10 protein-coding genes are annotated in these 13,449 nt (G+C 56.3%); 2 read left to right on the plus strand and 8 right to left on the minus strand.

Features of this window, described 5'->3' with window-relative positions; translation table 11 throughout:
* Positions 1–556: 556 nt before the first annotated feature.
* The 8 genes from J3U88_RS32880 to J3U88_RS32915 are packed head-to-tail and all read right to left on the minus strand — an operon-like array spanning position 557 to position 8,754.
* Positions 557–1,288 carry a tetratricopeptide repeat protein gene (locus J3U88_RS32880; protein ID WP_207863445.1) on the minus strand — a complete coding sequence of 244 codons (732 nt, stop codon included), beginning with the start codon at positions 1,286–1,288 and terminating at the stop codon, positions 557–559.
* Positions 1,285–3,066, minus strand: coding sequence for a BatD family protein (locus J3U88_RS32885; protein ID WP_207863447.1), 1,782 nt, complete (start codon positions 3,064–3,066; stop codon positions 1,285–1,287). Before J3U88_RS32885 ends, J3U88_RS32880 begins: the two co-directional genes overlap by 4 nt.
* A 2-nt stretch (positions 3,067–3,068) precedes the next feature.
* Positions 3,069–3,902, minus strand: coding sequence for a tetratricopeptide repeat protein (locus tag J3U88_RS32890; protein WP_207863449.1), 834 nt, complete (start codon positions 3,900–3,902; stop codon positions 3,069–3,071).
* Positions 3,899–4,933, minus strand: coding sequence for a vWA domain-containing protein (locus J3U88_RS32895; protein ID WP_207863451.1), 1,035 nt, complete (start codon positions 4,931–4,933; stop codon positions 3,899–3,901). The genes J3U88_RS32890 and J3U88_RS32895 overlap by 4 nt, the downstream gene beginning before the upstream one ends.
* A gap of 23 nt (positions 4,934–4,956) precedes the next feature.
* Positions 4,957–5,916: a vWA domain-containing protein gene (locus tag J3U88_RS32900; protein ID WP_207863453.1), complete on the minus strand. Its 960-nt coding sequence runs from the start codon at positions 5,914–5,916 to the stop codon at positions 4,957–4,959.
* Entirely contained in the window at positions 5,900–6,883 is a 984-nt protein-coding gene (locus tag J3U88_RS32905; RefSeq protein ID WP_207863455.1) for a hypothetical protein, read from the minus strand. The genes J3U88_RS32900 and J3U88_RS32905 overlap by 17 nt, the downstream gene beginning before the upstream one ends.
* Positions 6,880–7,758 (minus strand): DUF58 domain-containing protein, encoded by an 879-nt coding sequence (locus J3U88_RS32910; RefSeq protein ID WP_207863457.1) that lies wholly within the window; start codon positions 7,756–7,758, stop codon positions 6,880–6,882. The genes J3U88_RS32905 and J3U88_RS32910 overlap by 4 nt, the downstream gene beginning before the upstream one ends.
* Positions 7,759–7,761: 3 nt before the next feature.
* Positions 7,762–8,754: an AAA family ATPase gene (locus tag J3U88_RS32915; protein ID WP_243436286.1), complete on the minus strand. Its 993-nt coding sequence runs from the start codon at positions 8,752–8,754 to the stop codon at positions 7,762–7,764.
* Between the two features lie 801 nt (positions 8,755–9,555).
* Here J3U88_RS32915 and J3U88_RS32920 point away from each other — a divergent pair.
* Positions 9,556–10,425, plus strand: a complete 870-nt coding sequence (locus tag J3U88_RS32920; protein ID WP_207863459.1) for a diacylglycerol/lipid kinase family protein — start codon at positions 9,556–9,558, stop codon at positions 10,423–10,425.
* Positions 10,426–10,735: 310 nt separating this feature from the next.
* Positions 10,736–13,393 (plus strand): TonB-dependent receptor, encoded by a 2,658-nt coding sequence (locus tag J3U88_RS32925; RefSeq protein WP_207863461.1) that lies wholly within the window; start codon positions 10,736–10,738, stop codon positions 13,391–13,393.
* Positions 13,394–13,449: the final 56 nt, after the last annotated feature.

The raw sequence follows: 13,449 nt of genomic DNA on the forward strand, positions 1-13,449 counted from the left end.
GCGTATCCTGCACTTTATGCGGTGTCGACCCGAAGAAGTATCTGTCGGAAACGATTATGCGAATCCGCAACGGCCGCGGCTTTCAGCTTCCCTATGCATTTGCCAATGAGCACGAGACCTTCAACCTGATCTAGCGTTGGCTCGTGGTTCTAGCTTAAAGGAAGCGAGGGCGCGTTTTTGCCTGCTCGTTGGTAGGCTTACGTTTAAATGAAGCATGGTCCGCGCATGGCGGTGTGCGTGTACCTTCAGCACACGCCGGATCAGCCCACAAGTGAAGATTGCGGTGTCTTGGGCGAAGACGGGGAACAATTGCGTGTAACATAGCGGGGGTGGCGGGGGCTTGATCCGGTTCGTCCTGAAGGGACGAGCACACCCATAAGCGGGGCCCACCCTTCATTTAAATGTTCGCCGAAGGCGGACCTCAACCCGCTGTCCTGTAAGGACTAATTATGGCAGCGAAGGGTCGGGCCCTTTGAAAAAGGGGCCTACCCTGGCTCACCGCGGTACCCAAAAAGCAGGCACTGAAGGTGCCGGCAAAAGAGTGCTTTAACACCGGTTAAATCCGTTCCAAACTACTCTGGGGAACCCAGCCGTTGTAACCGTTGGCCAAACGGATGCGGTACCAGCCCGGTGTCTCGTCCAAAATCAGGCAGCGGATGCCCTCGTGGATGGTGAAATTCACCGTCTCGCGCGCTTGCGGCCCCGCCAATACGGGAACCTTCTCCGCCAAAATAACCGCAAAATCTTCGCGCACCAATTGACGGTGCTGCAAAAAGGCGGTGCCCATCAGCAACAAACCCAGCAGCGCCGAGACAACCAGCAGGTAACCCGCCCACTTTCCAATGTCCGGTTTCGCGATGATCAACAATGACGCAAAACCCGCGATCACCAAGGCCATCAAACACGACCAAAACACCACCGAATAGGGGATGCGGTGCCACACGAAATTGATGTGACTCAAAAAGGCCTCGTCCTCGTTTTCGATGATGGGGTCCTCGCGGTTCTGGTTGGCGATATCCAAGTTGTTCTGCACATCAGCATCACCTGGCAAAAACTTTTGCGCACGGTAATAGTGCAACACCGCTTTCCCCAGGCGACCGTCTTTGAAATAGGCGTTGCCCAAATTGTAGTGCAGCTTGCCGTTGCTTTGACCCTCGGCCAGGATCGCCTCGTAATGGTCAATCGCCGCGGCCCATTGTTCCTGCTGGTAGGCCGCGTTGCCCTGCTGCCAGGATTCCTGCGGCGTGCTCCAGCCCCAGGTCAAACACATCAGGAGTGCCAGTGTCATGCCATCACCTCATCGCAGGTTTTGATTGCGGCCTTGGCCTTATCCAACAATTGGTCGCGCGAGGCCGCGCTGCTGCCGGTGTAGCGTGCCATCTCGATGGACTCGATACAGGCCGCCACCGCTTCGCAACCCTCGGTCGGGTAACCCTTTTTCTCAAAGGTGGTTCGGATGATCTCCAAACTCAAACCCTGACCGGGTCGGTCCCATTTATCGCCGAAAAACGACATCATCGCATCGTGAAGGCCTGCATAAAAGGCCTCGCCTTCTTTGTTCGACAAGCCGGAAACCTGCTTGAGGAACTGCTTGTATGCGAAACGCCCGCGGTTTGCATGGCGAAAGGCCAAGCCGCGGTGACGCAGGCTCAACCCCAGGAACAGCAATAAATCCGCAAACAGAACCGCGCCCGCGAGTTGCGCCAATACCATGGGGGAGGTCAACCGCACGGTTGTGCCGATCTCGCCCAAATCGCCCAGCTTGATGTAGCTCAAGTTCTGTTCCGCGATGATCTCGCCCCGTTCGCGACCGGCCGTCAGGCGTCCGCCGTCCAGCACTTCGCCGGGCAACACATTGATGGACAGGGCTTTCTCCGGGGTCATCCGGTATTCTTTTTTATCGGGGTCAAAGAAACTCAGTTGCGGCAAGGCAATGCTTTGCTCACCCGCATTTTTGGGGACCAGCGCGTACACCCAACTTTTGCGAGCAACCATGCCGCCTTTTTTCTCGGTGTCCGGTGTGCCGCCGGGATAGATCTCAAAGTCGCGCTTCAAGTACTCCAGGTCGAAATCCCGCACCGCGGTGAAGTTTCCGTTGCCTTCGACGATCAGCTTCAACGAAAGCGATTCGCCCTGCTTCAGTTCGTTTTTGTCCAGTTCACCCTTGAGCTTAAAGGTACCCACCAAATTGGTGAACCCGGCGGGTTTGCCCTGGTCCGGTAGCGGTTTGATCTCCAATTCCAAGGCGTTGGTGAAGCGTTCGACCATTTGCCGATTGGCAAAAAAGCTGTTCCCCACTTGCACGTTGAGGTTAAAGCGTGTTTCCGGGATCTTAAAGGTGCCTGCTTTGTTGGCGTAAAGGACGCGTTCGGCCAAGGTGTCGACCTGGTAGCGCTTGTTGTCGCGAATCGCCGTGTCTTGCCAGGTCTCGCGGTCGACGTCTTCTACCCAAAAATCGGTGAAATCGGGAAGGTCCATGGAGGAACCGTTGCCGTTGATGTTGAGACCCTGGGTGCGGTAGACCTTAATCGCCAGGGGAATCGCCTCGCCCAGGTAATAGGTATTACGGGGGGTTTCCATTTCGGCAAAGATCTCGTATTGCTGACGTTGTTGCCGTTGGGGTGGGTCGGAGAAGGAACTCCACGGGGAACGGCGCTGACCGCGCGGCACCGAGGTCACCTGATCACCCACGGTGATTTGTACCGGTTTGCTGGTATAGCGCTCGCTACCAACCTGAACGGTTTGCGCGGGAAAGGTAAAGGTTCCCTGCTTGTTGGCGCGCAGGTAATAGGTGTAGCTTGTCACGCTGCTGACGACCCCGTTTCGGATCGAGGTTTGGGAACTCGTCGACGGCTGCGATTGGATCAGGCGGAAATCTCCGCCGTCGAAACCGTTCGGGAAGGAAGGCGCTCGCCCACGCGGCCCATTGCTGATGGTGATTTGGAACTTCAGCGTTTCATTGATGCCGATCTCACGCGGGCTGACGTCCAGCGTCACCTCGGGTTCCTGTGCCCCGAGCAACGCCACCCAACCGGCTACCAACAAAAATGTGAGGGTGCTTCTCATGACTACCAGTCCTTTGCCTTGGGTGGATGTTTGCCGATTTTGCGTTTTTGATAATCTTTTTGCTGCTGTTTCTCTTGCTCGGCGAGGGCCTCGAAAATCTGGTCCTTCCACTCGTCAATGTCCTTTTCTTTTTGGTCTTCGGGACGGTCGGGCCGCGATTCATCTTCTTCTTCCAGCTTGCGCGCCTCATCAGGCAACTTATCCTCGTCTTCCATGCCCTGCTGTTGACCCTGGGGCGTGTTCTCTTCGATTTGTTGCCCTTTCTCTTGCTTGGCTTTTTCCTGCTGCTCCTGCTCTTGGTGTGGCAGGTTCGGCTGAGGCGCTTGCTCCGATTGATCCGTCTGCTGCTGTTGCTGTTCCTGGTTCTCTTGCTGCTGTTGCTGTTGTTGCTGTTGTTGCTGCTTCAAACCGCGCAAGGCCAGCTCGAGGTTGCGTTTGGCGTCGATATCGTCGGGATTGCGGCGCAGGTAATCAACATAACTTTTGATCGCGTCTTCGAATTGCTCGCCACGCATGTGCATGTTGCCTTTGTTGAAACGCGCCCGTTTCTGCGCCTCGTCATCGGCACCGCGCATGGCTTTGTTGTAAAACTCGTCGGCCTTTTCCGCCTCGCCCATCTTGGCATAGGTATTCCCCAGGTTGTAGGCCACCACCGGGTCGTAAGGATTTTGCTCGTACAGCTCTTGGTACTTTTGGAGCGCTTCCTCGTACTTGCCCTGTTCGTAGAGGCGATTGGCCTCGTTGTTCTGCAGTGGGGTTTGTCGATCCAAAAGATCTTGGGCCGATACGGGGATCATCAGCAAAAGCAGGCATAGGCCCGCCCATCGCGGTCTCATCCATGCACCTCCTGAGTACGACGCAATTTCTTAAAGGAACGATGACCAAGACTGTAGGCGCTGATCAGAAAAGCCAGCGCAATCAACAGCGGATATTGAAAACGGTCTTCCATGGTTTGTCCGCGCCGCGAACTGAATTCGGCTTCTTGGGCGAGGTTTAGTGACTTGTAAATCTGGCTGAGTTCGATGCCCGCCTCTGAAATGCGGTAATAATCGCCGCCGCCTTTGGTGGCGATCTCCTGGAGTGCTGCTTCATCTAATTGAGAAAAAACAATGTGGCCCTGTCGGTCGGTTTTGTACACGATTTCGCCGTTTTCCTCGCCGATGGGAATGCGCGAGCCGGATTTACCCGGGTTGCCGATGCCGATGGTAAACACCGTCATACCGTTGTCGCGCGCCTCGGCGACGGCCGCGTTGATATCGCCCTCGTGATTCTCGCCATCGCTAAAGACCACAAGAACGCGCTGAGCCGTGGACTTGGCGCGCGTAAACACGCGCCCGGCCTCGCGAACGGCCGAGGGAATATCGGTTCCCGGATCGGTGATGATGCCAGGCTCCAAACTGTCGAGGAACAGGCGAACCGAACCGTAATCCAAGGTGAGCGGGCAATAGGTAAAGGCACTTCCCGCGAAGGCAATCAGACCGACGCGGTCGCCTTCCAACAAGTTGAGGAACTTATCCACCTGCTGCCGCGCGCGCGCCATGCGGTTGGGCGACACGTCGTCCGCGCTCATCGAGGCCGACACATCGACCGCGATGATGATGTCGATCCCGCGTGCTTTGGCTTCTTCCAGTTTGGTGCCCCACTGGGGACGGGCCGCGGCGAGCACCAAAAACAGGGTGCCCAGGCTCAGCAAGATGGTGTACGCCAGGCGCCGTTCAAAACCCGCGCCCATCACCATGCCCGGCTTTTCGTTTACCGTCATATGGCTTAGCTGGGCCTTGCGTTTACGTTCTGCGTAAACAAACACCGCGATCAGGGTGGGCACCAAAAAAAGCAGGTACAGCAGGTTGGGTTCGGCAAATCTCATGAAGGGTCCTCGCGGATGTGGGATCAGGGTACTTTGCGGCAGAAAATTTGGTTGAGCAACACTTCGAGCAGAAGCAAGGCGGCGCCGCTCCACAGGAACCAGTGAAACAACTCGTCCCAAAGGGTGTAGTTGCGCACTTGAACCTCGCTTTTCTCCATGGCGTCAATTTCTTCATAGACGCGCTCCAAATCAGCCAACGACTTGGAGCGGAAAAACCGGCCACCCGTCGAAGTGGCGATGTCGCGCATCAGGTCCTCGTTGACGTCGGTTTGGTTGGGGGTCCCGAAGCCGATCGTATACACCTTGACGCCTTCGCTTTTGGCGATGTCGGCCGCGGTTTTCGGCGCGATGTTCCCCGCCGTGTTGTCGCCGTCCGTCAGCAGAATCACTACTTTCGATTTGGCGTCGCTTTTTTCCAGGCGACCGACCGCGGTGGCCAAGGCGTTGCCGATGGCCGTGCGGCGCAATTCCTCGGGGAACAACTCCATGGTGATGTCTTCAAGCGCGGTTTGCATCAGGGCGTAATCAACTGTCAACGGGCAGCGGGTCAGGCTATAGGTTCCGAAGGCGATCAGTGCCATGCGGTCGGATTGGCGGCGTTCGATGAACCCGGACATCACCATCTTGGCCGCGTCCAACCGAGAAATGGAGCGGCGACCGTCGCTCATGTCCCGCTGTGCCATGGTGCCGGAGACGTCCAATACCAGGGCGATATCCACCGCAAAGGTGTTAATTTCCTGAAGTTCTTGTCCTGCTTGGGGGCGTGCCAGCGCGATGATCAGCAACACCAACGCCGGGTAACGCAACCAATGGATGTGTGGCGAAATGCGGGCACGCCAACTTTTGGGTAGGTTTTCAAGGAACGGCCCGCCGCTAAACAACAGTGAGGCGCGTCCGCGTCGGTTGCCCCACAGCCGTAAACCGAGCAGGATCGGCGGCACCACCAACAGGAGCAGGTACCATGGATTAGCCAACTGCCACATGGTCGTCCTCCTGTTTGGGCGCCGGGGTTTCCTCGCTGCGCGGTTTCAGATGCTGCACGATTTGGTAGGCGCGGTTGACGTTCTCTTGGTTTTCGGATTCCACCGGTTCGTATTTTGCGAACTTCACCGAATCACACAGCTCTTGGAAAACCCGGTTGAGCCCGATCAGTTCCGCCGAAATTTCGGGATGATCCTCAAACCACTGTTCCAGTTCGAAGCTCGTCATTTCCTCGGCGTTAATCCCGTAAAGGCGCGAATAGTAGTGGCGGATAATGCGGTTAATTTCCACATAAAATTCTTTGACGCGGCCTTCCTTGAGCAGCGAACCGGAGGTCACCGTTTCCAGGCTCTGCATCGCCTCGTCGAACGGGGGCAGCGCCGGTTCGGCTTTGACCACCACCGGTTTGGGTTGGCGCCAGCGGTGGAACAAATAACCCGCGACTGCCAAAACCGCGACCACCACCAAGATCGCCAGGATCATCAGCAGCGGGGACACTTTTTTGTCGAGGTTTTCCCGGTCATCGGCCATTTGCTGATCGTTTTCGTCCGCCAAAACACCTTCCACGACCACCATTTGCTCCGGCGTGTAGAAGGTTTGCGGCTCGGCTGCGCCACCGCGGCTGCCGGTCAAAGCCAGCTCCGGGATAATCATTTCACCGGTATCGTAAAAAGCCAGAGACAGGTCCAGTTGCACTTGGTGTTGCGGGTTGTCGGGGGCGGGGGGGATGTCGCGCCATTCGGCCGAGAGGATGTGGGCCTCGCCGAGTTTTTCTTCGGGCAAGGTCCGGTCGAAGGTCCAGTCGCCGTCGTGGTAAATGCGGACCGTAAGTTGGACCGCATCGCCGATGGCCGCCTTTTCAAGGCTGATATCCGTGGTGATCTCGGGATCGGCGGCCGTCGCAAATGGGAGCAACATCAAAAAAGCCGCGGCCAAGATCGTGCGGCGCAAGGTTGGTGGTTGCATCAACGTCGCATCTCCCTCATCTTGAAGAAATTCATTAAGGCGGTGTCGTAGTCTTCACCGCACTCCAGCGGGATGGTATCGACCCGCGACTTTTTGAGTGTCTGCAAGGTGTTTTGGCGAATCGCCTTGGCTTGGCGGATGTAGGCCTCACGCACCCGTTTGCTGCCGAAATCGACGTAGGTCTCGTGACCGGTTTCGCCGTCTTCCAGCACGTAAAGGCCTGATTGGGGCGGTTCCAGTTCCCGTGGGTCAACCAGGGGGATGGCCACCAGGTCATGGCGCCCGCGCACAAAACGCAGGGGTTTCTCGTAACCTTGGTCGAGGAAATCGCTGATCAAAAACACAACTGCTTTGCGTTTCACAATCCGCGAAAAATAGCTCAGCGCCTCGCCGATGTCGGTTTTGACGCGTTTGGGCTCAAAAGCCAAGATTTCGCGAACCAGGCGCAGCACGTGTTTTTTGCCCTTTTTCGGCGGGACAAACAGTTCCACTTGGTCGGTGAAGATCAAGCAGCCGACCTTGTCTTGGTTGCGAATGGCCGAGAATGAGAAAAGGGCCGTGAGTTCCGCCGCCAAATCGCGCTTGGCCTTGCTGCTGGAGCCGAACTCTTGGGAGCCCGACATATCAGCCAGGATCATGACCGTCAGTTCCCGTTCCTCCGCGAACTTTTTGATGAAGGGTTCGCCGCCGGAGCGGGCCGTTACGTTCCAGTCGATGGCGCGAATATCGTCGCCGGCCTGGTAGGCGCGTACCTCGGAAAACTCCATGCCTTGGCCCTTAAAAGCCGAGTGGTATTGACCGGCCAGGGTTTCGTCGACCATTTTGCGTGTTTTGATTTCGATACGCCGAACTTGGCGAATAATTTCCTTGGCGTCCATGGCCTAGGGCACCTCAACCTCGTCAAACAGTGTTTGGATAACCTCTTCACTGGTGACGTTTTCGGCCTCGGCCTCAAAGGTTAAGCCGACGCGGTGGCGCAAAATGTCGAAACCGATGGCTTTGACGTCCTCGGGAATCACGTAACCGCGGCCGCGGATAAAGGCATGGGCGCGGGCCGCGTTGAGGAGGGCGATACTGGCGCGCGGGCTGGCGCCGAAATCGATTAACTCGGTGAGTTTGGCGAGGCCGTGGTTGGCTGGTTCGCGGGTCGCGAAAATCAGCTCAATAATATAGTCGCGAATGCGGTCGTCCACATAGATTTCGCCGACCACCTCGCGCGCGGTGAACACGTCTTGGGGGGTGGCCATGGTGTTGGTCTCGATTTTGCCCCCGCTGGTGAAGCGATCCATAATGTCGCGTTCCTCGGCTTTGCTGGGGTAACCCACGTTGAGTTTCAACATGAAGCGGTCCACTTGCGCCTCGGGCAGGCGATAGGTCCCTTCTTGCTCAATCGGGTTTTGGGTGGCCAGAACCAGGAAGGGTTTGGGCAGGGGATAGGTGGTATCACCGATGGTGACCTGCTTTTCCTGCATCGCTTCCAACAGCGCCGACTGAACCTTGGCCGGGGCGCGGTTAATTTCGTCGGCCAAAACCAGGTTGGCGAAGACCGGACCTTTTTTGGGTTCGAAGGTGCCGTCCTTTTGGTTGTAAATCAAGGTACCCAAAATATCGGCGGGCAAAAGGTCGGGCGTGAACTGAATACGCTTAAACGACATATCCAAGGTATTGGCCATGGTGTTCACCGAAAGCGTTTTTGCCAGACCCGGCACACCTTCCATGAGCACGTGGCCGCCGGTAATCATGCCGATCATGAGGCGGTCCAACATGTAACGCTGGCCGACGATGACCTTGCGAATCTCCATCATGACGCCGTCAATAAATTGATTGTGTTTTTTGACCTTTTCGGTAACTTCTCGGATTGTTTCTTCGCTCATGTTGTGCCTCGTCTAGGGAGAAAAAGTGGGCCGCCGGAATTCAAAAAGGAGGGGCCTCAAAGCGGGGATCGTTATATCGGAGCGGCCGGATCGCGGCCGCGCATGCGCTTGCCGTAGGCAAATATGGTGCCATAGGATAGAAACGTTAAAACGGCGCCTTGAGTTTGACCAAACCGGTTTTAGGGGTTCGCAACCGAAGGCGCGTCATACGGTGTCATTCCTTATGAACCATGGGATTTTAGGGCGGAAGACGGGAAACCCTTGGCAAACACGGCGTTTGGCAAAACCCGACAATTGTAGCACCAAGCCGCGCCCCGCCGCAAAAATCAATCGGTTTCTCGGTATGTCAAAATGTCGTAGTCGCCGTACCTGACCGGTGCGGTTGCCGAGGTCTGGGATCTTTGCGACCTCCATACATTATTAATACGCGGATTCCATCCAGTGATAGCCCGCATTTCTCACAAGGATTCGTCGCGAGAAGCAGAAAGCCTTGTGAGTACGAAGCTTACGACCGAGAGACGGCACAGGCGTAGCAGCGCTACGGTGAAGGCGGCTCGACCGAGTAAGGCGGATGGCCGCCCCGCGGAAGGCCGCCCCGCGGAAGGCCGCCCCGCGGAAGGCCGCCCCCTCGTAATCGCATGGGTTGCCCCGTAGCAGAATTCCTTGTTTGAGATATGCGGGCTAGGCTCTTTGGTGAGTTGTAGGGGAGCCTGTGTTAAACTAGCCCGTTTTTTTGGGGATCGGCCGTCGGATGTTTTCTCCTGTCGATGCGCGTACCTTAGGGAAGGTGGGAACCGCTTTTTGAAATACTGGTGCATGTTCAATCCCGTTTCCGGGCGCGGGGCCGGCCTCGCAACCGCCCACCAAATCCAAGCCGCGTTACAAAACGCCGGTTGCTCGGTTTCTTTGCTGGAAACCGACCCCGATCCCGCCGCCTTCCGACAGCACTGCGCCGTGGTGGCGCCGGAAGATCGCGTCATTGTGATTGGCGGCGACGGTACCTTTCGGCATGTCCTCAACGCCGCGCCCGCCAATGCCGGATTTGCTTTTTTTGGCATGGGCACCGCCAATGTGATCACCATTGAGTTCGACTTGCCCAAAAGCATTGAGGCCTTTGTCGCCATGGTTTTGGCCGGCCATACCCGTCGCCTTTATCCCGGCCGCACCGACGACGGTAGCTTGTTTCTGATGATGGTGAGCCTCGGTTTGGACGCCGCCGTTTTGCGGGATGTCCCGCAATGGTTAAAAAATCGCATCGGCAAGGCGGCTTTTGCGTGGTCCTTGTTGCGCGGCTTGTTCACCTACGCCTACCCGCCCATGACCCTCGAATTGGCGGACGGCACGCGTTGCCGTGCGACTTGGGTGTTGGTCTCTCGCTTCCGTCATTACGGTGGGGCCTACCTGGTCGCTCCCGAACGCGGGGTGGATGATCGATGTTTTACGGTCCTAACCGTGGGAGAAAAACCAAGGCGCACCATGTTGCGGTTGTTATGGCGTACCTGGCGGGGAACCCATCGAGAGGAACCGGGTTTGCGTCATTTTGAATCGACCACCGTGCGTTTTCACCAGGGTGCGACCATGGCACCGGCGCAAATGGACGGCGATCTTTTTTCGCCCGGTGTTCAGTTTTTAGAGGTTGTTGAAAAACCCATTTTGCTCTTGGTTCCGTAGGGCCGCGCCGCCGCCGTGAATCACTGAGATGTTCATCGAAATCTAACAGAAACCTAACGCTTATCTTTCGCTACCTGGTAAACAATCGCGCGGCACTTGATGCCGCCCCTTTCCCGCGCGTGAACACCGCGCCTCGTGAAGGGTCCGCACGATCCGTGACCGATCCTCCAAACCGCTTGATGGGGAAGTCGGCGTCGCTTGGCGCCAGGTCGCGGGTTCGTATACCGCTTTACCCTTCGGCCGTACGGTTCTCCTGTGAGAAAACGCGCTGATCTGCTTTTTCCCCCACCTCTCAACGAAAGGCGAAAAGATGAACAAGGTTTTTGCTCGAGCAATCGTCATTTGTGTTTTATTGATTTCAAGTAGCTCGCTTTATGGCTTTTATCAAAACCTCGGTATTGTCCGTGGGACCGTGATTAATGAGGACAACCAACATGTGTCCGATGTGGTGGTTGCTTTTGCCGCCGGTCAAGCGACCTTAACCGACGGCCAAGGTTTGTTTTCTGTGTCCGGCGTGAAAACCGGCAACCAAACCGTGTTGTTCCAGTTTCCCGGCTACGAATCGCTGGAGAAAACGGTTGATGTGAAACCCGGTATCAACGATCTGGGTGAAGTCACCATGAAACTGTATGCGACCGGGGAAGAAATCCTCGTTTTGGGCAGCATTGGCGAAGGCCAGGCCCGTGCTTTAAACCAACAGCGTTTGTCCAATACCATCAAAAATATTGTTGCCGCCGACCAAATCGGCGCCTTCCCGGATACCAACGCCGCCGAGGCCACCCAACGCGTGCCCGGCGTCAACATCGCCCGTGATCAGGGCGAAGGCCGCTACGTTCAGGTACGCGGCACCGAGGCCCGCCTCAACCAAACCGCGCTCAATGGTGAACCGCTGCCCGCGCCGGAAGGCGACTTACGCACCGTGGCGCTGGATGTCGTTCCCCTCGAAATGTTGGAAGCCATCGAGGTGACCAAGGCGATTACCCCCGACATGGACGGCGACGCCGTTGGTGGTGCCGTCAACCTCCGTTTGCGCAAGGCACCGCGTGAACGGATGCTGGCCGCTTCCGTGGAATACGGTTACACCGAGTTGGAGGAAGAGCCTATTTCCGGCGGCAGCTTGTTGTTCGGTCAACAATTCCAAAACGGTTTATACGGCTTGGTCGGCTCACTGAGCTTTGAAGAAACCGACCGCGGCACCGACAACTTCGAGGTCGAATACGACGACGGCTTGCCCGAGCAACTCGAACAACGGGATTACGATGTCAACCGCGAGCGAATCGGCGCTCATTTGGCTTTTGATTACAATCCCTCGGTGAACGCCAACTTTGAACTCAACGGTTCTTATTCTCAGTTCGACGACCATGAATTCCGCCGCCGCCTGCGCCACCGCGTGGACAGAGATACTTTGGAGCGCGAACTCAAGGATCGTTACGAAACCCAAAGCATCCTGACCCTGCAGGCCAAGGCCGACATCATCACCGGCGCGCTCGGCCATTTCGAGGTCAGCGCCAACTACAGCTACGCCCGTGAATCCGAGCCGGGGCGCTTCGATTCCACCTTCGAACAAGAAGACGTCATCTTCAATCCCAACTTTGGTTCTGGTTCATTCGACGGCACCAACATTCAGCCCAACCCCACCAACCAGGACGTCAACGCCTATGTGTTGGATGAAATTGTTCGCGAGGACAACACCACCAACGACGAGCACTTGACCCTCAAAGCTTCCTACGAGTGGCCGGTGGTTTTTGGTGATCACACGGCTTTGTTCAAAGCCGGCTTGAAGCACCGCCAAAAAGAAAAAATGCGCGACAACAACGCCGTTGAAATCGACATTGACGGCGACATCATGTTGCGCGATTACCTGGATTCCGGGTACAACCGTTCCGGTTTCTTGGGTGGCCGATACGCCATGGGTCCCTTCCACGGACGCGCCCAGGTGGCCGACATCATCAACCGTTTTGGCGCCGGTGAAGAAGTGGACTTCGAGACGGACGCCGCCGATTACCGTTTGGAAGAAGATTTGACCGCCGCTTATTTCATGAGCACCATCGAAATGAGCAACAACCTGATGATCCTGCCGGGCGTGCGTTTTGAATCGTTTTCCACCGATTACGTTGGTTACCAAGTCTTGTTCGACGATGAAGGCGATTACGCGAGCACGCTCCCCGTTCCCGGTGACAACGATGAGGCTATTTTCCTGCCCATGTTGCACCTGAAGTACCGCTTCAACGAAAACACCCAACTTCGTTTCGCCCAAACCAAAACCTATGCCCGGGCACGGGTTTACGATCAAGTCCCTTACCGATTGATCTTGCAGGAAGATTTCGAAATCGAAGAGGGTAACCCCAATCTGGAAATTACCCAGTCTTGGAACACCGACATCATGTTCGAACACTACTTTGCGGACGGCGGGATGTTGTCGGCCGGCCTGTTCACCAAAGACATGGAAGACTACATCTATATCTTCCGCAATGACGAGCTGATCGACGGTGAAGAATTTGAAGTGACCCGCCCCTTAAACGGGGAAGCCGCGGAACTTTACGGGTTTGAGCTGGCGTTCCAGAAAATGTTCAAAAACGGTTTGGGTTTCTACCTGAACTACACCTATTCCGATTCGGAAGCCGCCTTCCAAGATCGCGAGGGCACGATTTTGCCTGGTCAAACCGAAAGCCTCGGTAACCTTGCACTGATTTACGAGCGCAATGGTTTGAGCTTGCGGCTTTCCGGCAACCTCCACGGCGAATACCTGGATGAAGTCGGCGGCGACGCTTCAGAGGATCTCTATGTGGACGAGCACTTTCAGGTCGATTTCAACGGTTCCTACACCGCCGATCGCTACAAGATCTACGTGGAACTGGTGAACCTCAACGATGAAGAAGTGGTGCTTTACGAGGGGAACCGCAACAATCCCATCCAATTCGAACAGTACAAACTCTGGGGTCGTTTGGGTGTAAAGGTCGACTTCTAGACCAAGTGAATCCACCCAAAACAAAAGGGACGCCGTCCGTGAGGCGGCGTCCCTTT

The organism is Acanthopleuribacter pedis (assembly GCF_017377855.1).
GTDB lineage: Bacteria > Acidobacteriota > Holophagae > Acanthopleuribacterales > Acanthopleuribacteraceae > Acanthopleuribacter > Acanthopleuribacter pedis.